19 protein-coding genes are annotated in these 19,111 nt (G+C 66.3%); 9 read left to right on the forward strand and 10 right to left on the reverse strand.

The window, feature by feature from the left end; genetic code table 11:
* From hemW to AC1DZY_RS13255, 6 genes are all read right to left on the reverse strand, one after another.
* Complete coding sequence (gene hemW / locus AC1DZY_RS13230; RefSeq protein ID WP_476820581.1) at positions 1–1,203, reverse strand: radical SAM family heme chaperone HemW; 1,203 nt, start codon at positions 1,201–1,203, stop codon at positions 1–3.
* Positions 1,200–1,847, reverse strand: a complete 648-nt coding sequence (locus AC1DZY_RS13235; RefSeq protein ID WP_476820582.1) for a non-canonical purine NTP pyrophosphatase — start codon at positions 1,845–1,847, stop codon at positions 1,200–1,202. Before AC1DZY_RS13235 ends, hemW begins: the two co-directional genes overlap by 4 nt.
* 2 nt (positions 1,848–1,849) lie before the next feature.
* Entirely contained in the window at positions 1,850–2,566 is a 717-nt protein-coding gene (gene rph / locus AC1DZY_RS13240) for a ribonuclease PH (protein ID WP_476820583.1), read from the reverse strand.
* Between the two features lie 180 nt (positions 2,567–2,746).
* Positions 2,747–3,376 carry an Isoquinoline 1-oxidoreductase subunit gene (locus AC1DZY_RS13245; protein ID WP_476820584.1) on the reverse strand — a complete coding sequence of 210 codons (630 nt, stop codon included), beginning with the start codon at positions 3,374–3,376 and terminating at the stop codon, positions 2,747–2,749.
* Positions 3,373–5,556: a xanthine dehydrogenase family protein molybdopterin-binding subunit gene (locus AC1DZY_RS13250; RefSeq protein WP_476820585.1), complete on the reverse strand. Its 2,184-nt coding sequence runs from the start codon at positions 5,554–5,556 to the stop codon at positions 3,373–3,375. Before AC1DZY_RS13250 ends, AC1DZY_RS13245 begins: the two co-directional genes overlap by 4 nt.
* Before the next feature lie 2 nt (positions 5,557–5,558).
* Positions 5,559–6,020 (reverse strand): (2Fe-2S)-binding protein, encoded by a 462-nt coding sequence (locus AC1DZY_RS13255; protein WP_476820586.1) that lies wholly within the window; start codon positions 6,018–6,020, stop codon positions 5,559–5,561.
* Positions 6,021–6,210: 190 nt separating this feature from the next.
* On the opposite strand from AC1DZY_RS13255, the gene AC1DZY_RS13260 reads away from it, so the two are divergent.
* The 6 genes from AC1DZY_RS13260 (at position 6,211) to AC1DZY_RS13285 (ending at position 11,863) form a co-directional block, all read left to right on the forward strand.
* Positions 6,211–6,843: a TetR/AcrR family transcriptional regulator gene (locus AC1DZY_RS13260; protein ID WP_476820587.1), complete on the forward strand. Its 633-nt coding sequence runs from the start codon at positions 6,211–6,213 to the stop codon at positions 6,841–6,843.
* A gap of 166 nt (positions 6,844–7,009) precedes the next feature.
* A complete protein-coding gene (locus AC1DZY_RS13265) occupies positions 7,010–7,771 on the forward strand; it encodes an ABC transporter ATP-binding protein (RefSeq protein ID WP_476820588.1) in 762 nt (253 codons plus the stop codon).
* Entirely contained in the window at positions 7,761–8,501 is a 741-nt protein-coding gene (locus AC1DZY_RS13270; RefSeq protein ID WP_476820589.1) for an ABC transporter ATP-binding protein, read from the forward strand. The genes AC1DZY_RS13265 and AC1DZY_RS13270 overlap by 11 nt, the downstream gene beginning before the upstream one ends.
* Positions 8,502–8,578: 77 nt before the next feature.
* Positions 8,579–9,781 (forward strand): ABC transporter substrate-binding protein, encoded by a 1,203-nt coding sequence (locus AC1DZY_RS13275; RefSeq protein ID WP_476820590.1) that lies wholly within the window; start codon positions 8,579–8,581, stop codon positions 9,779–9,781.
* Between the two features lie 170 nt (positions 9,782–9,951).
* Entirely contained in the window at positions 9,952–10,839 is an 888-nt protein-coding gene (locus AC1DZY_RS13280; protein ID WP_476820591.1) for a branched-chain amino acid ABC transporter permease, read from the forward strand.
* Positions 10,840–10,873: 34 nt separating this feature from the next.
* Positions 10,874–11,863 (forward strand): branched-chain amino acid ABC transporter permease, encoded by a 990-nt coding sequence (locus AC1DZY_RS13285; protein ID WP_476820592.1) that lies wholly within the window; start codon positions 10,874–10,876, stop codon positions 11,861–11,863.
* A gap of 16 nt (positions 11,864–11,879) precedes the next feature.
* Here the strand turns inward: AC1DZY_RS13285 and AC1DZY_RS13290 are convergent, their stop codons facing one another.
* From AC1DZY_RS13290 to AC1DZY_RS13300, 3 genes are all read right to left on the reverse strand, one after another.
* Positions 11,880–12,515 (reverse strand): DsbA family protein, encoded by a 636-nt coding sequence (locus AC1DZY_RS13290; RefSeq protein ID WP_476820593.1) that lies wholly within the window; start codon positions 12,513–12,515, stop codon positions 11,880–11,882.
* Positions 12,516–12,520: 5 nt separating this feature from the next.
* On the reverse strand, positions 12,521–13,051 hold the full coding sequence (locus AC1DZY_RS13295; RefSeq protein ID WP_476820594.1) for an isochorismatase family protein: 531 nt from the start codon (positions 13,049–13,051) through the stop codon (positions 12,521–12,523).
* A 95-nt stretch (positions 13,052–13,146) separates the two neighbouring features.
* Complete coding sequence (locus tag AC1DZY_RS13300) at positions 13,147–13,809, reverse strand: TetR/AcrR family transcriptional regulator (RefSeq protein WP_476820595.1); 663 nt, start codon at positions 13,807–13,809, stop codon at positions 13,147–13,149.
* Positions 13,810–13,896: 87 nt separating this feature from the next.
* Here AC1DZY_RS13300 and AC1DZY_RS13305 point away from each other — a divergent pair, with 87 nt between their 5' ends.
* The 3 genes from AC1DZY_RS13305 to AC1DZY_RS13315 all read left to right on the forward strand — a co-directional run bounded on the left by AC1DZY_RS13305 (position 13,897) and on the right by AC1DZY_RS13315 (position 17,666).
* The gene (locus tag AC1DZY_RS13305; RefSeq protein WP_476820596.1) at positions 13,897–15,438 is read left to right on the forward strand and encodes a 4-hydroxyphenylacetate 3-hydroxylase family protein; all 1,542 of its coding nucleotides are present in this window, start codon (positions 13,897–13,899) and stop codon (positions 15,436–15,438) included.
* A gap of 106 nt (positions 15,439–15,544) precedes the next feature.
* Entirely contained in the window at positions 15,545–17,194 is a 1,650-nt protein-coding gene (locus tag AC1DZY_RS13310; RefSeq protein WP_476820597.1) for an acyl-CoA dehydrogenase family protein, read from the forward strand.
* A 67-nt stretch (positions 17,195–17,261) separates the two neighbouring features.
* Positions 17,262–17,666 carry a VOC family protein gene (locus AC1DZY_RS13315; protein WP_476820598.1) on the forward strand — a complete coding sequence of 135 codons (405 nt, stop codon included), beginning with the start codon at positions 17,262–17,264 and terminating at the stop codon, positions 17,664–17,666.
* 160 nt (positions 17,667–17,826) lie between these two features.
* Here the strand turns inward: AC1DZY_RS13315 and AC1DZY_RS13320 are convergent, their stop codons facing one another.
* A complete protein-coding gene (locus AC1DZY_RS13320) occupies positions 17,827–18,909 on the reverse strand; it encodes an alpha/beta fold hydrolase (protein ID WP_476820599.1) in 1,083 nt (360 codons plus the stop codon).
* Positions 18,910–19,111 lie beyond the last annotated feature (202 nt).

Below are 19,111 nucleotides of genomic sequence, written 5' to 3' on the forward strand. Positions count from 1 at the left end.
TCAAGCCGCCAGATCGGCGACCACCGCATCCAGCAGCAGCGCCCCGTCGGGTGTGCAGGCGAGCCGGCCGCCGGGCTTGCGCGCCAACATCCCGTCTTCGATCAGGCTCTCGACCCGAGCCGAATTCAACTCCCTGCCCGACAGCGCGGCAAATGTCGCAGGTCTGATGCCCTCGACCAGCCGCAGGCCCATCAGCAGGTACTCGTCGCCCTGCGCCTCCTGGTTCAGGCGCTCGTCCTCGACCAGTGCATGGCCGTGAGTTTCGACGCTTGTGAGCCAGGCTTCCGGGCGCTTCTCGGTCGAATGCGCCATCCGGCCCTCGCTCGTCACCAGCCGGCCATGCGCGCCCGGCCCGATGCCGGCATATTCGCCATAGTGCCAGTAGACGAGGTTGTGCCGGCATTCCGCGCCGGGCCGCGCATGATTGGAGATCTCGTAGACCGGCAGGCCGTGGCGCTGCGTGATCTCCTGGGTGATCTCGTAGAGCACCGCGCCGGCCTCGTGATCGGGGATCGCGAGCTTGCCGGCCTTGAACAGGCGCTCAAAAGCGGTGTCGGGCTCGATCGTCAGCTGGTAGAGCGAGAGATGCTCGGCCGCATGGCTGATCGCCAGTTCCAGTTCGGCGCGCCACAAGGCCGGCGTCTGCTGTGGCGAGCGGGCGTAGATCAGGTCGAAGGAGTAGCGCTCGAAATATTTTCGGGCAATCGCGACGGCGTCGAGCGCTTCCTGCGTCGAATGCATCCGGCCGAGCGCCTTCAGGTCGGCGTCGTTCAGCGCCTGCACGCCAAGCGAGACCCGGTTGACGCCGGCTGCGCGGAAATCGGCGAAGCGCCCGGCCTCGACGCTGGTCGGATTGGCCTCGAGCGAGACCTCGCAGTTTTTATCGACGGCCCAGTGCTTGCCGATCGCATCGAGAATGGCTCCGACCGTGCGGCCTTCCATCAGCGAGGGCGTGCCGCCGCCAAAGAAGATCGAGGACACCGTACGTCCCGGCGCAAGCTGGGCGCGATGGGCTATCTCGCGTCGGAACGCCGCGACATAGCGCGCCTGGTCGGGCGGCTGCAGCCGGACATGGGAGTTGAAGTCGCAATAGGGGCATTTGGCCAGGCAGAACGGCCAGTGCACGTAGACCGCGAAGCCCGCGTCGGCGGTCGGGTGGTCGGGCGCGGCAGGCCGCTCGCGCAAGGCCGCAAGCGCGCTCACGCCGGCTTCCGGAGGCAGGCGGCGGCGAGCACATGGAACGCACGCGCCCGATGCGACAGGCCTGCCGAACCATCCGCCGGGATGCCGTGCTTTTCGGCCGCGCTCATCTCGCCGAAGGTCTTGTCGTAGCCGTCGGGCCGAAAGATCGGATCGTAGCCGAACCCGCCTGCGCCACGCGGCCCGTCGACGATTTCGCCGAAGACGCGGCCCTCGAACAACTCCTCATGCCCGTCCGGCCAGGCGATCACCAGCGCAGAGACGAAATGCGCGCGGCGTTTTTCGGGCGTGGTCGCGCCGCGCTTGGCGAGTTCCATCTGCACGCGCGCCAGCGCCGGGGCGAAATCCTTGCCCGGCCCGGCCCAGTTGGCCGAAAACAGCCCCGGCGCGCCGTCGAGCGCATCGATGCAGATGCCCGAATCGTCGGACAACGCCGGCAGGCCCGAGGCTTTCGTCGCCGCAACCGCCTTGATCGCAGCGTTCTCGGAGAACATCATGCCGTCCTCGACCGGTTCGGGCAGGCCGAGTTCGCCGGCCGAGACGAGTTCGATGCCATAGGGCCCGAGCAGTTCGCGCATCTCGCGGAGCTTGCCCTGGTTATGGGTCGCGATCACGACCTTGCCGGTGAGGAGGCGATGGGCGGGCATGCTCAGGCCACCGCAGCCTTCTGCAGCGTCACGAGCTTGCTCACGCCGCCCTTGGCGAGCTTCAGCAAGGCCAGCAGCTCTTCTTCGGAGAACGGCGCGCCCTCGGCCGTGCCCTGGACCTCGACGAGGCCGCCCGAGCCGGTGATGACGAAATTGGCGTCGGTCTGCGCGCCGGAATCCTCGATATAGTCGAGATCGAGCACGGGATTGCCGGCGACGATGCCACAGGAAATCGCGGCGACATGGTCCTTCAGAGGATTGGAGCCCTTCAGCATGGAGCGGCCCTCCATCCATTTCAGCGCGTCGTGCAGCGCGACCCAGGCTCCCGTAATCGAGGCCGTGCGGGTGCCGCCATCGGCCTGCAGCACGTCGCAATCGACCACGATCTGGCGCTCGCCTATGGCGGTGAGATCGACCACGGCGCGAAGCGAACGGCCGACCAGCCGCTGGATTTCCTGCGTGCGGCCCGACGGCTTGCCAGAGGTGACTTCGCGACGATTGCGCTCATGGGTGGCGCGCGGCAGCATCGCGTATTCGGCGGTGACCCAGCCCTTGCCGGTGCCGCGCAGCCAGGGCGGTCCCTTTTCCTCGACCGTCGCGGCGCAGAGCACGCGCGTTTCGCCGAAGGTGACCATGCAGGAGCCCTCGGCATAGCGGACAACGCCGCGTTCGAGCGTGACCTTGCGCATTTCGTCGGCCGCGCGTTTGGAGGGTCGCATGGATGTCTGTCCCGGAGTTTTGAAGTTGCCGGCTTGTAGGCGCTGATGCGAGATGCGGCAAGGCGAGGCGCTCGCCGCCTTCTGTAAGTCTCCCGGCTATGCCCGCAAACACCACGTCATCCCGGATCGGCGCGGCTGCGCCGCTTGTCCGGGATGACGGCGGTATCCGATGCACAAGCGTCAAGGCGTGGGGCAGGCCGCTCCGGTGTCGGCCCAGGCCTGCATCAGTGCGCCGAACTGGGCGTTGGTGCCCGGCGCGGGTTCGCGGCCGGGGCCGGGATTCCAGCCCCAGAGCACCAGCGTATCCGTGGTGACGTGCTTGATGATCGCCGCGAGGTCGCGGCTGCCATTGCGGTTCTGGTCCTTGAGCTGCGTGCAGATCTGCCCGAGCGTCTTGCCCTCCCAGGCCATCGAGGCGGGAGCCAGCGCCCAGTGCCCGTCGCCGGGAACGCGCGCCGGGTCGAAGTTCTGTTTGCCGTGGCAGGTCGCGCATTCCAGGCCGGGCGCGCCATGGCCGTCCTTGCCGCGCACGACCATGGGCTGGTGCAGGCGTCGCGCATCGGTCTGGCGCGGCCGCTCTGTCGCGGGGTGGCAGTTCATGCAACGCGGATGGGTCAAAACCTTGCCGATCTCGCCGAAGAGCGCGACCGAGCGGGCCTGCGTATCGGGAATCGCGGCAAAGCTAGCCGCATCACGCAGCGGTTTGCCGCCGGCCTGCGGTTGCGCCGCCGACTGCGCGAAGGTCAGCGCGGTGCCGCCGAGGCCGAGCATGAGCGCGGCCGTGCCAGCCAAAATCAGGGGCCGCATCATGACACGCCTCCGCCGACCATCGGCAATTGTCTCGGCCGGCCCTGACCAAGCCGCGCCAGTGCATTGGCGACGGCAGGTCCGATCGGCGGCACGCCGGGCTCGCCGACTCCGGTCGGCTTCTCCGTCGAGGCGATGATCGCGACCTCGACCTCCGGCATCTCGTGGATGCGCAGCGAGCGGTAGGTGTCGAAATTGGCCTGGACCGGCCGGCCCTCGTCGAGCGTGATCTCGCCATAGAGCGCATGGCCGAGCCCGAAGCCGATGCCGCCCTCCATCTGCGCGCGGATCACGTCGGGATTGACCGCGACGCCGCAATCGATCGCGCACCAGACCTTGTGCACCTTCGGCTCGCCATCGGGACCGATCGAGACCTCGGCGATCTGGGCGACGTAGGAATCGAAGCTCTCGACGGCCGCGACGCCGCGCATGCGGCCATTGCCGGCGTCGGGCCCGGTCCATTTCGCCAGTTCCGCCACGGCCTTCAGCACGCCGGCGAGACGCGGCTGCTTGCCCATCATCGCCAGACGCCCGGCGACCGGGTCCTGCCCCGCCGCCTGCAGCAATTCGTCGACGAAGCACTCGACCGCATAGGCCGTGTGGGTATGCCCGACCGAACGCCACCACAAAGTGGGCACGCCGACCTTGGCGACGTGAACCTCGCAGGAGAAATCGGCGATCTCATAGGGCAGCTCCTTCGAGCCTTCGACCATCACCGCGTCGACACCGGCCTTCACCGTCATCGCCTCGAACGGCGTGCCGAGGAAGAAGGACTGGCCGACGATGCTGTTGGTCCAGGCCGCGATCTTGCCGTCCTTCACGCAGCCGCGCATGCGATGCAGAAAGAGCGGGCGGTAATAACCACCAGCCAGATCGTCCTCGCGGGTCCAGACCAGCTTGACCGGGCGGTTGGGGCCGATCGCCTTGGCGCACATGGCAAGCTCTGCCGCCAGATGCTGGCTGACCTGCGCCCGCCGGCCGAAAGAGCCGCCGGCGAGCATGGTCTCGAGCTGCACCTTTTCCGGCGGCAGCCCAAGCACGGTCGCGATCGTCGCGTGCTCCGTGGTCTGGAACTGGCTGCCGAAGCGGGCCAGCGCCTGCGTGCCGTCCCATTCGATGTAACCGTCAAGCGTCTCCATCGGCGCATGCGCGAGATAGGGAAAGACGAACTCGGCTTCCACGACCTTGTCGGCCTTGGCCAGCACGGCCTCGGCGTCGCCATGCTTGCCGGCGACGGTGCCGGGCGTGCGGGCGAGCGCGCGGTATTCGGCGATGAGTTCGCGGCTGCCGCGCTTTTCGGCGGCGCTCTCGTCCCAGACGACCTTCAGCGCCTCGCGGCCCTTGATCGCCGGCCACATCCCGGTGGCGTAGACGGCGACGCCCGAGCCGATCGGCTTGACGTCGACCACACCCTTGATCTTGAGCGTGGCGCTCGCATCGAAGCTCGCCATGACCCCGCCGAAGCGCGGCGGCCGGGCGACGACGACGGTCAGCATGCCGGGCGCGCTGATATCGATGGTGAACTGCGTCTTGCCGCGCGCCTTGTCGCCGGAATCGAGCCGCTTGACCGCGCCCTCCTTGCCGATCAGGCGGTAGTCCCGCGGCTGCTTCGGCGCGGCGTTCTCGGGCACGGGCAGCTTCGCGGCGGCCTCGGCGAATTCGCCGAATCGGCTCTGCTTGCCCGAGGCGTGCCTCAGCACGCCCTTTTCGATAGTGATCTCGGCCGCCGGCACCTTCCAGCGTTCGGCTGCGGCCTGCACCAGCATGGCGCGTGCCGTTGCGCCGGCCTTGCGCATCTGGTCGAAGGAGTTGGCGATGGCTGACGAGCCGCCCGTGCCCTGCACGCCGAAGGCGAGGTTGGCGTAGAGCTTGACGTCGGCCGGCGCGTGCTCGGCGTGCATCTGGCCCCAGTCGGCATCCATTTCCTCGGCGATCAGGGTCGAGAGGCCGGTGAACGGCCCCTGGCCGAACTCGATATGCTTGATCAGCACCGTGATGGTGTCATCGGCCGCGACGCGGACGAAGGCGTTGGGCGCGAAGGCCGCGGTTGCGCCGGTCGGCCTGAAGGCCTGCGCCGCGCCCGACTGGGCCCTGGCGGTTCGCGGCAGGTGCAATCCGATGACGAGCGCGCCGGCTCCGGTCAGCAGCGAGCGGCGCGAGAGGGCGATGTCGTGAGCGGTCATGATCAGCCCTCCAGCGTGCGGGCGGCGCCGTGGATCGCGGCGCGAATGCGGACATAGGTTGCGCAGCGGCAGATGTTGCCGTTCATCGCGAGATCGATGTCGCGGTCGGTCGGCTTGCGGTTTTCCTTGAGCAGGGCGACCGCGCTCATCACCTGGCCGGACTGGCAGTAGCCGCATTGCGGCACGTCACCGCTTGTCCAGGCCGCCTGGATCGCGTCCGCCTCCTTGCCGGTGATCGCCTCGATCGTGGTGATCTCGCGGCCCTCGATCGCCGAGACCGGCGTCACGCAGGAGCGCAGCGGCTTGCCGTCGACATGGACGGTGCAGGCGCCGCATTGCGCCACGCCGCAGCCGAATTTGGTGCCGGTGAGCCCGATATTGTCGCGGATCGCCCAGAGCAGCGGCGTGTCGTCGTCGATGTCGAGGCTATGCGTCTTTCCGTTGACCTTCAGGGATAAAGCCATCCTCGCCTCCAATGCTGACATGACGTAGCGCGATGCCATGGGCGTGGATCGAGGTGGTCCCCGAGGCCCTATCCGACATGGCGGACGCGAGCTATTGATCCATAGTCCTTGGTCGCGCGACTGGACTAGTTAGACGAATAAAGTCTAGTGAGGATGGTCGCCCAAAGTTTGGATTTTGTCAAGACTGGCAATGCCTGACGAGAGCAGATGTTCCGACGCCTCGGGCGCAGGCGAAGCGCCGACCCGCATCGACCAGATCGCGGACGCGGCGCTGCGGCGTTTTTCGCGCTACGGCTTCAAGCGCACCTCGATGGAGGACATCGCGCGCGAAGCGGGCCTTGCCAAGGCGACGCTCTATCTGCACTTCGGCGGCAAGGACGACGTCTTCCGCGCCATGATGGCGCGCTCGGCCCAGCGCGTCGAGGCGCGCTGCCGGCACGTCCTGACGATGTCGGGCCCTTTCCCGCAGCGGCTCGCGGCGCTGCTGGAGGCCCATTACGGCACGGCCTATGCGTGCTTCGGGGCGGGCGAGCATCTGCTGGAGCTCAAGGCCGTGATGGTCAGCGTCGCCAGCGCCGAGGTGCAGGCCTTCGACGAGATCTTCATTCGCCACGCGACCGAATTCCTGCGGAATGCCGCGGCGACCGGCGAGATCGATCTCGCCCGCAGCGGGCTGCCGCTCGACGGCTTCTTGGCGACGCTGATGCTGGCTGCGGCCGGCGCGAAGGCCGGCATGACGGTCTCGTGCGAAATCTACGGGTCGCGCCTGCGTGATCTCGCATCGGTCTTTGCCGCCGCCCTTGCCCGGATTGGCCGGGATTGACGATTTCGACATTACGCATCAGCCAAACGTCGTAGATCGCTGTCGAAACGCTAAAAATACGCGCAAGTGCCGGCGTTGACACCCGCGCGCGACGCGGTGCAGCATGAATTCAAGGGGAAACGAACAACAAGAAAGAACGATAAGATGCTGCGCTCTGGCGATGGCCATGGCTGACGACATCATTTTGTCGACGGCGGGATTGACCAAGGAATTCGGGGGATTCACGGCGGTCAACGGCGTGGACCTGAAGGTACGGCGCGGGCATATCCATGCTCTGATCGGGCCCAACGGCGCGGGCAAGACGACCTGCTTCAACCTGCTGACCAAGTTCCTCGCGCCCACCAAAGGCGCGATCGTCTATAACGGCCGCGACATCACCCGCGAGAAGCCGGCCGAGATCGCTCGGCTCGGGCTGGTGCGGTCCTTCCAGATCTCGGCGGTGTTTCCGCAGCTCACCGTGCTGACCAATGTCCGCATCGCGCTGCAGCGCAAGCGCGGCGACTCGTTTGATTTCTGGCGCTCGCAGGACGTGCTCAAACCCCTCGACGAGGAGGCGATGCGGCTGGTCGAGGCGGTGGGCCTCGCCTCCTTCGCCGGCCTGCCGGCGGTCGAACTCAGCTATGGCCGCAAGCGCGCGCTGGAGATCGCGACCACGCTGGCGCTCGACCCCGAGATGATGCTGCTCGACGAACCGATGGCCGGCATGGGGCGCGAGGATGTCGAGCGCATCGAGGCATTGATCCGCAAGGTCTCGCAGAACCGCACCATCCTGATGGTCGAGCACAATCTCTCGGTCGTCGCCTCGCTCTCGGACCGCATCACGGTGCTGGCGCGCGGGCAGGTGCTGGCCGAGGGCGACTATGCCGCCGTGTCCAAAGACCCCCGCGTGATCGAGGCCTATATCGGATCGGGCGGCCATGCTCACTGAAGCGACCATGGCAAAACCTGCGACCACCGCTGCGCCGTTGCTGAACGTGCGCGGGCTGGAGGCCTGGTACGGCGAAAGCCATGTCCTGCACGGCATCGATTTCGACGTGGCGCCCGGCGAGGTAGTGACCCTGCTCGGCCGCAACGGCGCCGGCAAGACCACGACTCTGAAGTCGATCATGGGCGTGATGGGCAAGCGCAAGGGCTCGATCACCTTCGAGGGCAGGGAAACCATCGCGCTGCCCTCGCGCCACATCGCCCGGCTCGGCATCGGCTTCGTGCCGGAAGAGCGCGGCATCTACGCCTCGCTCAGCGTCGAGGAAAACCTGCTGCTGCCGCCGAAGGTTCGCGACGGCGGGCTTTCGCTCGACCAGATCTTCGCGCTCTTCCCCAACATCAAGGAGCGACTGAAGAGCCAGGGCACCAAGCTCTCGGGCGGCGAGCAGCAGATGCTGGCGATCGGCCGCATCCTGCGCACCGGGGCGCATCTTCTGCTGCTCGACGAGCCGACGGAAGGGCTCGCCCCGGTGATCATCGAGCAGATCGGCGCGACCATCCGCAAGCTCAAGCAGGACGGCTTCACCATCATCCTGGTCGAGCAGAACTTTCGCTTCGCCGCGACGGTGGCCGACCGGCACTATGTCGTCGAGCAGGGCAAGGTGATCGACATGATCCCCAACGCCGAACTCGAGGCCAATATCGACAAGCTCCACGGCTATCTCGGAGTCTGACACGCAGCCTCCGCACCAAAACCAGCCCCGCACCAAGAAAAACGTCGAAAACCGACATCCATCCCAGGGAGAAGACTATGAAGCTCAAGACGCTACTCGCAACCACCGCCCTCGCGGCGCTCATGGCCGGCGCGGCCCAGGCGCAGGTCTCCGTCAAGCTCGGCGTGCTCAACGACCGCTCGGGCCTCTATGCCGACCTCACCGGCGAGGGCTCGGCCGTGGCCGCGCGCATGGCCGTCGAGGATTTCAAGGCGGCTGAAAAGGGCATCAAGGTCGAGATCGTCTCGGCCGACCATCAGAACAAGCCCGATATCGGCGCCAGCATCGCCAGGCAGTGGTACGATCAGGACAATGTCGACGTGATCCTCGACGTGCCGACTTCCTCGGTCGCGCTCGCCGTCAACCAGATCACCAGGGACAAGAACAAGGTCTTCATGAATTCGGGTGGCGGCACCTCCGACCTGACCGGTTCCGCCTGCTCGCCCAACACCGTGCACTGGACCTACGACACCTATGCGCTGGCGCAGGGCACTGGCGGCGCCATGGTCAAGGCCGGCGGCGACAGCTGGTTCTTCCTGACGGCGGATTACGCCTTCGGCCATGCGCTCGAACGCGACGCGACCGCCACCATCGTCAAGAACGGCGGCAAGGTGCTGGGCGGCGTCAAGACGCCGTTCCCGGGCACCGATTTCTCGTCCTTCCTGCTGCAGGCGCAGGCCTCCAAGGCCAAGGTCATCGGCCTCGCCAATGCCGGCGGCGACACCATCAACGCCATCAAGCAGGCCGGCGAATTCGGCATCGTGGCGGGCGGCCAGAAGCTCGCCGGGCTCCTGGTCTTCGTCAACGACATCAACGCGCTCGGTCTGCAGACGGCGCAGGGGCTGGTGCTGACCGAGAGCTTCTACTGGGACCGCGACGAGGGCACCCGCGCCTGGTCGCAGCGCTTCGCCAAGGCGCATAACGGCTCGATGCCCTCGATGGTGCAGGCGGGCGTCTACGGCTCGGTCCTGCACTATCTCAAGGCCGTCGAGGCCCTCAAGTCGAAGGACGCCACCGCGGTGATGGCCAAGATGAAGGAAATGCCGACCGACGATCCGCTGTTCGGCAAGGGCGTCATCCGTGTCGACGGCCGCAAGATGCACGACATGTATCTCTACGAGGTCAAGAAGCCCTCCGAATCCAAGGGCAAGTGGGACTACTACAAGCAGATCGCCGTGCTGCCCGCCGAGCAGGCCTTCCGCCCGCTCTCGGAAGGCGGCTGCTCGCTCGTCAAGAAGTGAGCGGCTGACACCAGCCACGCCGTCATTCCGGACTAGCGGCAAAGCCGCGCCGATCCGGAATCCATCGCCCCGCCCTATGATGGATTTCGGGTCTCCGCTTCGCTCCGCCCGGAATGACGGCCGAGGCTATTTTGAAACGCGTTCCGACGTCCCGATGATTTGAGCCATTCATGTTCGCGCTTCTCGGAATCCCTCCGCAAGCCCTGTTCGGTCAGGTCCTTCTGGGCCTGATCAACGGCTCGTTTTACGCCATCCTCAGCCTGGGCTTGGCGGTGATCTTCGGGCTGCTCAACATCATCAACTTCGCCCATGGCGCGCTCTACATGATGGGCGCGTTCGTGGCGTGGATGTGCCTGAACTATCTCGGGATCAATTACTGGGCGGCCTTGGCGCTCGCGCCGCTGGTCGTCGGCGCTTTCGGCATCCTGCTCGAACGCGTCCTGATCGCCAGGCTCGCCAATCTCGACCATCTCTACGGACTGCTCCTGACCTTTGGGCTGGCGCTGATCATCCAGGGCCTGTTCCGCAATTATTACGGTTCCTCGGGGCTCGCCTACCAGATCCCCGATGCGCTCAAGGGCGGCCAGAATCTCGGCTTCATGTTCCTGCCCAATTATCGCGGCTGGGTCGTCGTCGCCTCGCTCACGGTCTGCCTGTCGACCTGGTTCCTGATCGAGAAGACGAGGCTCGGCGCCTATCTGCGCGCCGCGACCGAGAACCCGACGCTGACCCAGGCCTTCGGCATCAACGTGCCGCTGCTGGTGACGCTGACCTATGGCTTCGGCGTGGCGCTGGCGGCCTTCGCCGGCGTGCTCGCCGCGCCGATCTACTCGGTCAACCCGAACATGGGCGCGGACCTGATCATCGTCGTCTTCGCGGTGGTGGTGATCGGCGGCATGGGCTCGATCATGGGCTCGATCGTCACCGGCTTCGGGCTCGGCCTGATCGAGGGGCTCACCAAGGTGTTTTATCCGGAGGCCTCGGCCACGGTGATCTTCATCATCATGGTGCTGGTGCTGCTGGTGAAGCCCGCCGGCCTGTTCGGGCGGGCCGCGTGACGGCGCCGCACGCCAAGTTTGCGAGGATATGACCATGGCGGATATTTCCATCGAAGCTCCCGCCGGCGCGATCGCGCTCGCCGAAACCAGCCGGAGCACGGAGCGGCTCCACCGCTCGATCCTGATCGGGCTTGCCGCCCTGCTGCTGGTTGCGCCCTTCCTCGTCTATCCCGTCTTCGTCATGAAGGTGCTGTGCTTCGCGCTGTTTGCGCTCGCCTTCAACCTGCTGCTTGGCTATGGCGGGCTGCTCTCCTTCGGCCACGCCGCCTATTTCGGCATGGCGAGCTATGTCTGTGCCTATGCGGCGAAATACTGGGGCCTGACGCCCGAACTCGCGATCATCGGCGGCACGCTGGTCGCCGGCCTGCTCGGCTTCGTGTTCGGCTCGCTCGCGATCCGTCGGCAGGGCATCTATTTCGCGATGATCACGCTGGCGCTCGCCCAGATGGCGTTCTTCTTCTCGCTGCAGACGCCGAAATTCACCGGCGGCGAGGACGGCATCCAGGCGATCCCGCGCGGACGGCTCTTCGGGCTGGTCGACCTCTCCAGCGACAGGACGCTGTATTACGTCGTCGCGGTCATCTTCATGGCGGGTCTGCTGCTGATCTATCGCATCATCCACTCGCCCTTCGGACAGGTCTGCAAGGCGATCCGGGACAACGAGCCGCGCGCGATCTCGCTCGGCTACCGCGCCAATCAGTACAAGCTCGCGGTCTTCGTGCTCTCGGCGGCGCTGGCGGGGCTCGCTGGCGCGACCAAGGCGATCGTCTTCCAGCTGGCGTCGCTCACCGACGTGCACTGGTCGATGTCGGGCGAGGTCGTGCTGATGACGCTGGTCGGCGGCCTCGGCACTGTCTTCGGGCCGATCGTCGGCGCGCTCGTCATCGTCTCGATGGAGAACTATCTGGCGTCCCTCGGCGCCTGGGTCACGGTCGTGCAGGGCGTCGTCTTCGTCGTCTGCGTGCTGCTCTTCCGCGAGGGTATCGTCGGCGTCATCGCAAAGAAGATCGGAAGGCCGCTCTGAACAGGCGCAGCCTGTCTCAAACCTGCCGCTGCAGGCCGACAGGCAGGTTCGAGACGCGGGCCATCTCGCCGCCCATGAAGCCTGTCGGATCGGCGAGATAGTCCAGCGCCATCGCCATCGCGTCGACGCCCCAGAAGATCTCGCCGTCGATGACGAGGCTCGGCACGCCGAAGACGCCGGCCGCAACGGCCTCCTCGGTCGCCTGCCGCAGCGCATCCTTGACCGGCTGCTCGCCGATCCGCTGGAGCGCACCGGGGGCGCCACCCGCATCGGCGACCGCCGCCAGCGCGGTCGGATCGTTGGCGTCGCGGCCCTCGCCCCAGATCAGCCCGAAGGCCTTGCGCACGGCGGCCTCTTCGCCATCGAGCGCGGTCAGCAGTCGCAGCATCGCCAGCGGGTTGAAGGGGTGGGCTGGCGGAAAGCGGAATGGCACGCCTGCCGACAGCGCCGCATGCGTCACCAGACGATAGGTGTGGACGCGCTTGGGCGCGATCTCCGCCGGGCCGAGTTGCCCCCAGGCCTTGAGCACGGCCCCGAACACGATCGGCTTCAGCACGACGGGGCGATGCCGCGCGATCTCCGGCAGTCGCGTCAGCGCGATATGGGCGAAGGGCGAGATGACGTCGAAATACCAGAATGCGGGGGCGGTCATCGGGCTCACCTGATCAGCTTCGAGACGCTGCGGAAATCGGGGTGGGCCGCGGTCCGCAGCCATTCGAACACGACCATCTCGGTGGTCACGATCTCGGCTCCGTCCCGCGCCATGCGCGCTAGCGCGACGTCCTTGGATTCGACCGCGCGGGACCCAATCGCATCCTGCACGACGACGACGCGTCGGCGATGCCCGAGCAGGCTGAGCACGGTCTGGCCGACGCAGACATGGGCCTCGCAGCCGCAGACCACGAGCTGCCTGTCGCCCGCAAGCGCTTCGAGGAAGGCGGGCTCGGCGCAGGAATCGAAGCTCATCTTGCTGATGACCGGCCCCGCGCCGGCAAGCTCCGGCACCGTGACGCCGAGGCCGGCCGGGTTCTGCTCGGTCATCAGCACCGGCACCTTCAGGATGTTGGCGGCCACGACGAGGCGCGTGGCGTTGGCGACCATGCGTGCACCGTCATGGATCGCCGGCATCAGCCGGGCCTGGAAATCGATGATCACGAGCATGCTGTCGGCGACGTCGATCAGCGGCATGGTCAGGCTCCGGTCCAGAGTATTTTCGAGCGAAGTGGGTACCGGTTCGCGTGAAGAAAATGCGACAGGACAAAACGCTAGAGCAATTCTGCGATTCAACGAAATGCGGAACTGCTCTGCCCGAATTTCGCCAGTTCAGTCGCGACATACCTCTCCATCAGCGCGCGCGGCGCAAGGCCGAACATGTCGATGCGCCTTGTGTGCATCATCAGGAGAACGCCCACCGCATGCGCAAACGCGTCGGCCATAATGAGCCGGGCGGCGGCGGGATCGGCGCCCATCGCCTCCGCGGCGTGCCGGATCGGCGCGAGTGACGCCTCCAGCGCCTGGTTCAGAGCCCGGTCGCGGTCGCGACCCAGGCCATGGGGCCGCATGCCGCCGCGAAACAGGTAGAAGCCGAGATCGAGATCGCGCGGATGCGCGGCGTAGAAATCGAAGAAGCTAAGCGCGGCCGCCGTGAAGCGCGTCTCGGGAGTGCCGGCCTGCGCGACCGCGCCATCGACATGCGCCTGCAGTGCCTCCAGCGACTGGCCGAGAACCTCGGCGTAGAGCGCTTCGCGTGAGTCGAAATGGAAATACAGCGCGGCCGGCGTGTAGCCCGCCTCCGCCGCGATCGCGCGCAGCGAAGCGCCGTCGAGACCGTCGCGCTCGAAGATGGTCCGGGCTGCATCGACGATCAGCCCGCGCTTCAGCGCCGTGACCGCGCGCCTGCGCCGCCCGGTCGTGCTCTCCTTCGGCGTCGGATCCCGCAGCGTCACCTTGTAGACATCCCAAAACGGCTTGACGAAAAATCTAACGACGTTCAATTTTATCGGCAACAGCAAAAGACGATCGAGGACACGCCGATGTTGATGGACGCCGCCGGCTACCGGGATTCGCTGCGCGCCTACAGCCCCCGCGTCTTCGTCAACGGCCGCAGGGTCGAGAGCGTCGCCGACGAGCCACTGCTCGCGCCCGGCGTCAACGCCGTCGGCGTGACCTATGATCTCGCCCATCAGGAAGCCTACAGGCCGATCATGACGGCGCGGCAGGGTTCGTCTGGCAAGATCGTCAATCGCATGCTGCACATCGACGAGAGCTCGGCCGATCTGCTTGCCAAGCTCGAGGCGGTCCGGCTGGTCTGCAAGATTTCCGGCTGCGCCCAGCGCTATCTCACCCATGATGCGCTGAACGGGCTCTGGCAGGCGACCGCACGCACCGACGCGGTCCACGGCACCGATTATTCGCAGCGCTTCCTGGCCTATCTGCACGAGGTCCAGGACCGCGACCTGACGCTCGGCGTCGCCATGACCGACGCCAAGGGCGATCGCTCGAAACGCCCCAGCGCCCAGGAGAACCGGGATTCCTACGTCCACATCAAGGAGCGCCGGGCCGACGGTGTCATCATTGGCGGCACCAAGGCGATCGTCACCGGCGCGCCTTACATGCATGAATTCCTGGTCATGCCCTGTCGGACCCATGTCGCCGGCGACGAGGATTTCGCGGTGTGCTGCGCCGTGCCCTGCGATGCGCCGGGGCTGACCATCGTGGCGAGGCCCGCCGGCCGTCCCGGCGATCCCGCCGCGAAGTTCTCGTCGAAATACGGCCAGTCGACCGGCGTCGTGATGTTCGACGATGTCTTCGTGCCGTGGAGCCGGGTCTTTCTCGCGGGCGAGACCGAGGAGGGCGGCTTCCTCACCACGAGCTACGCCACGCATCACCGCCATTCCTGCATCGGCGCGCGCGCCGGCTTCGGCGATCTCCTGATCGGGGCGGGCGCGCTGATGGCTGAGGCCAACGGGCTCGACATCGAGCGACACGGCCATGTCCGCGAGCAGATGGTCGAACTCATCACGATCACTGAGAGCTTCTTCGCCTGCGGCGTTGCGGCCTCGGTCTATTGCCAGAAGGACCCGGCGGGAAATGTCATGCCGGACACAGTTTTCGCCAATATCGGCAAGCTGCTGCTCGCTACCAAGATCTACGACATGCACAGGATAGCCCATTACGTATCGGGAGGATTGATCGTGGCGCTGCCCGGCCCCGACGAGGATCATAATCCGGAGACGGCAGCATCGCTTTCAGCCGTGCTGACGGGACGACCCGACATCCCCTATGAACAGCGGGCGGAGGTCGCGCGCTTCATCGAGGATCTGACGGTATCGAAGGAGGCGGGCTGGTATTCGGTGATTTCGCTGCATGGCGGCGGTTCGCCCGAGGCGATGAAGCGCGAGATCTGGCGCAACTACCCGGTCATGGAGAAAGTCGAGCTGGTCGAAAGCCTGCTTGATCGCGGCGTGCTGGCCGATGGTTCGCGGGTCTCGAAGCAGCCGGGACGATGCTGCGTCACCGGCTGCGAGGTGCCCGACCGGATTGGCGCCGAGCCGGTCAAGGACGCCGCAGAATAGCACGCCGTCATGCTCGGGCTCGTCCCGAGCGCCCACGGCTTCCCCTGATCCGCGTCGCAATACGTGGATGGTCGGCACAAAGCCGGCCATGACGAAAGAGGCCTTGATGAACGCTCATGCAACCGCCACCCACACGGTCCTGAACCAGGCGAAACCCGCGACCGGCTGGAACGCCTATGCCGATGACGCGGTGCTGACAGGCATCGTCGCTCGGCTCGCACCATGGGCTACGTCTCGCGCACAGGCGCTCGGCGCCCATGCCGGCGAGCCTGAGACGCAGGAACTGGCGCGGCTCGCCAATCGGTTTACGCCCGAACTCAGGACGCATGACCGCTTCGGCAACCGCACCGACTGGGTCGAGTTCCACCCGGCCTGGCACGAGCTGATGGCGCTGGCCTTCAAGCACGAGGTGCCTTCGCTCGCCTGGACGACGACGGAAGGCAACGGCCATTCGGCGCGAGCCGCGATGTCCTATCTCTGGAACCAGATCGAGCAGGGAACGGGGTGCCCGACGGGCATGACCTACGCGGCTTATCCCGGCCTCGCCCAGCCGCAGTTCAGGCCGTGGCAGGAGAAGATCACCAGCGGCCTCTACGACAGGCGGCCGCTGCCCGTGGCGCAGAAGACCGGCGCCACGATCGGCTATGCGATGACCGAGAAACAGGGCGGCTCGGACCTGCGCCAGACCCAGACCACGGCGCATTATCTGGAGGATACGCCTGAGGGCCGGGTCTATCTGATCACCGGGCACAAATGGTTCTTTTCGGTGCCGCAATCGGACGGGTTCTTCACCCTTGCCCAGACCGAGACCGGCGTCTCCTGCCTGTTCGCGCCGGCCTTCCTGCCCGATGGCAGCCGCAACCGGCTTCAGATCCAGCGTCTCAAGGACAAGGCCGGCAACCGCTCCAATGCGTCGTCGGAGGTCGAGTTTCGCGACTGCCTCGCCTGGCTCGTCGGGGAGGAGGGGGCTGGTATCAAGGAAATCCTCTCCCACGCCCATCTGACCCGGCTCGATTTCGCCGTCGGTTCGGCCGGGCTGATGCGGCAGGCGCTGACGCTGGCGCTGAACCACACCCAGTCGCGCAGAGGCTTCGGCTCGTCGCTCGCCGAACAGCCGATGATGACCAACATCCTCGCCGATCTCGCGATCGACTCGGAAGCCTCGACGCTGATGGCCTTCCGCGTCGCCGCCGCCACCGACGCGATGGAAACCTCCGAACAGGAGCGGCATCTCGCGCGCGTCTCGACGCCGCTGGCGAAATTCTGGAACTGCAAGCGCGCGCCGGCCTTCGTCGTCGAGGCGCTCGAATGTCATGGCGGCAACGGCTTCATCGCGGAGAACCCGATGGCGCGGCTCTATCGTGAGGCCCCCCTGAACGCGATCTGGGAGGGCACCTCCAACATGATGTGCATGGACGTGCTCCGGAGCTTCAACCGCGACTCGCGCACCAAGGAGGCCTTCATGGCCGAGGTCGGCGCCGCGCGTGGATCGAACCGCGCGCTCGACCGCTGGCTCGACCGGCTCGGTGCGGAGGTTGCCAGGCCGCGCAACGACGACGGCCATGGCCGGCGGCTCGCCAACCTGATGGCCTATGCGCTGCAGGCGTCCGAACTCCGCAAACATGCCGACGAGGCGGTGTTCGAGACCTTCTGCCGCTCGCGTCTCGACGCCGATTGGGGCTATGTTTTCGGCACGCTCGATCCCTCGCCGGAACTGGCGGGCATCGTGAAACGGGCGACGGTCGCGCGGGTCTGAAGCGCTGCTGCCGTGTTTTCGCCAAACCGCTGCCTAGGCTGGCGAGGCCAACGACAAGGGAAACGCCATGCCTCAGATGATCTTCGTCAATTTGCCCGTGAAAGACCTCGACAAGTCGGTGACCTTCTTCACGGCGCTCGGCTTCTCGTTCAATCCGCAATTCACCGACGAGACCGCGACCTGCATGGTGATCAGCGACACCATCTTCGCGATGCTGCTGACCCACGAGAAGTTTGCGAGCTTCGCGCCGAAGCCGATCGCCGATACCAGCAAGGCGATCGAGGTTTTGACCTGCCTCTCGCGCGAGAGCCGCGCCGATGTCGATGCGATGGTCAAGGCCGCTCTGGCCGCCGGCGGCACGACCTATAAGGAGCCGATGGATTACGGCTTCATGTACGGCCACGGCTTCCAGGACCTCGACGGCCATGTCTGGGAACTGATGTGGATGGACCCCGCCGCCGTGCAGGGGTGAGAGCGCTCCTTCAGTGTAACCGCGCCGTCGTTCCGGGCGCAGCGGAGACCCGGAATCCATCGTAGGGCGCTGTCGTGCTCGACGATGGATTCCGGATCGGCGCCGCTATAGCTGCTTGTCTGGAATGACGACGCGTTTTCGAGCTAAGCAGCGTCGGGCCTCAGTTCCCGCTCACCGCGCGCTTGGGCACGCCCGCCAGCCACGCGCCCATGTCCTTGCCCCAGAACTTCGCCAGCCCGGTCGTGCCATGGCCGCGCGTGTCGGCGCTGGCGGGGATGAGCAGCAGCCTGCCGTTGGGCACGCGCTTGAGCTCACGCTCCATGATGTCGGTCTCGGGCGGGTTGCGCTCGTCATCGGCCGAGTTGATCGCCAGCAGCGGCGCCCTGATCGTGCCAAGCCCCGCCGAGGGATCGTAGTCGCGCGACGAATCCCACTGATACATGAAGTCGTTGGCGTCGGCGCTGAAGGCCGCTTTCAGCCGGTCGTCGAGCAGCTTGTCGGCGGCTTCGCGGGTCGGGGCCATCTGCTGGTAGGCCAGCGTGCCGCCGCTGGTGGCGATGCCGAAGAAGACGTTGGCGACGCGGAAGGCCGGCGGCTGCGTGGTGTAATCGCCGCCCTTCCACTCCGGATCGTTGCGGACCGCGTCGATAATCATCCGCCGCATCATCCAGTTGCGGCTGGACATGCCGGTTGGCTGCGAGGCCATCGGCACCAGCGCATCCATGAAATCGGGATACCGGACGCCCCAGAGCCAGGCATGCATCCCGCCCATCGAATTGCCGAGCACGAGCCGGACATGCTTCACGCCGAGCCCCTCGCTGACGAGGCGATGCTGCGCTGCGACCATGTCCTCGTAATTGTAGCGAGGAAATTTCGCCTTCATCCCATCGGACGGCTTCGATGAATTTCCCGCGCCGATCGCATCGGGGATGATGATGAAATACTTCGTCGCGTCGAGCGGCTGGCCCGCGCCGAACAATTCGCCGGCAAAGCCAGCGTTCAGCATGCTCGCGGCCGAACCCGCCGTGCCGTGCAGGATCACCACGGGCTCGCCCGAGGGATCGCCGACCGTGCTGTATCCGAGCTTGAGCTCGGCCATGGTCTCACCGCTCTGGAAGCGGAAATCCTTTGCGACCCAGGCACCCTGCTTCGGCGCGGGGTAGTCCGCGGCGATGGCGACGAAGGCGATCACGGAAAAGGCGATGGCGGAGGCCGCGCGGGTCAGCGCGCTTGCAATGGTCATGACGGTTTCGTTCCTTGTTCGCCGCCACGGCTTGCTGCCGGGCGGTCCTCCCAGCGCAGGAGGATCGCGCTGAACCGGGGGGGACGCAAGGTTGTATTGTAGCGCGGATGCCATTCTCGACGCGGGTGGACAAGAACGAGTGAGCGTTGCAAGCGTGCTCCGGCGCATTGCCTGGTCCGATTGGTTCGTCTGTCGGCAGGCG

This window comes from Allobosea sp. P2_A10 (genome assembly GCF_056405115.1).

Excerpts from the sequence above, each read along its gene's own strand:
- AC1DZY_RS13320 (WP_476820599.1), bottom strand. The coding sequence starts at position 18,909 with ATGACCATTGCAAGCGCGCTGACCCGCGCGGCCTCCGCCATCGCCTTT.
- AC1DZY_RS13265 (WP_476820588.1), top strand. The coding sequence starts at position 7,010 with ATGGCTGACGACATCATTTTGTCGACGGCGGGATTGACCAAGGAATTC.
- AC1DZY_RS13290 (WP_476820593.1), bottom strand. The coding sequence starts at position 12,515 with ATGACCGCCCCCGCATTCTGGTATTTCGACGTCATCTCGCCCTTCGCC.
- AC1DZY_RS13255 (WP_476820586.1), bottom strand. The coding sequence starts at position 6,020 with ATGGCTTTATCCCTGAAGGTCAACGGAAAGACGCATAGCCTCGACATC.
- AC1DZY_RS13285 (WP_476820592.1), top strand. The coding sequence starts at position 10,874 with ATGGCGGATATTTCCATCGAAGCTCCCGCCGGCGCGATCGCGCTCGCC.
- AC1DZY_RS13275 (WP_476820590.1), top strand. The coding sequence starts at position 8,579 with ATGAAGCTCAAGACGCTACTCGCAACCACCGCCCTCGCGGCGCTCATG.
- AC1DZY_RS13280 (WP_476820591.1), top strand. The coding sequence starts at position 9,952 with ATGTTCGCGCTTCTCGGAATCCCTCCGCAAGCCCTGTTCGGTCAGGTC.
- AC1DZY_RS13295 (WP_476820594.1), bottom strand. The coding sequence starts at position 13,051 with ATGCCGCTGATCGACGTCGCCGACAGCATGCTCGTGATCATCGATTTC.
- AC1DZY_RS13235 (WP_476820582.1), bottom strand. The coding sequence starts at position 1,847 with ATGCCCGCCCATCGCCTCCTCACCGGCAAGGTCGTGATCGCGACCCAT.
- AC1DZY_RS13315 (WP_476820598.1), top strand. The coding sequence starts at position 17,262 with ATGCCTCAGATGATCTTCGTCAATTTGCCCGTGAAAGACCTCGACAAG.
- rph (WP_476820583.1), bottom strand. The coding sequence starts at position 2,566 with ATGCGACCCTCCAAACGCGCGGCCGACGAAATGCGCAAGGTCACGCTC.
- AC1DZY_RS13305 (WP_476820596.1), top strand. The coding sequence starts at position 13,897 with ATGTTGATGGACGCCGCCGGCTACCGGGATTCGCTGCGCGCCTACAGC.
- AC1DZY_RS13270 (WP_476820589.1), top strand. The coding sequence starts at position 7,761 with ATGCTCACTGAAGCGACCATGGCAAAACCTGCGACCACCGCTGCGCCG.
- AC1DZY_RS13245 (WP_476820584.1), bottom strand. The coding sequence starts at position 3,376 with ATGATGCGGCCCCTGATTTTGGCTGGCACGGCCGCGCTCATGCTCGGC.
- AC1DZY_RS13250 (WP_476820585.1), bottom strand. The coding sequence starts at position 5,556 with ATGACCGCTCACGACATCGCCCTCTCGCGCCGCTCGCTGCTGACCGGA.
- AC1DZY_RS13260 (WP_476820587.1), top strand. The coding sequence starts at position 6,211 with ATGCCTGACGAGAGCAGATGTTCCGACGCCTCGGGCGCAGGCGAAGCG.
- AC1DZY_RS13310 (WP_476820597.1), top strand. The coding sequence starts at position 15,545 with ATGAACGCTCATGCAACCGCCACCCACACGGTCCTGAACCAGGCGAAA.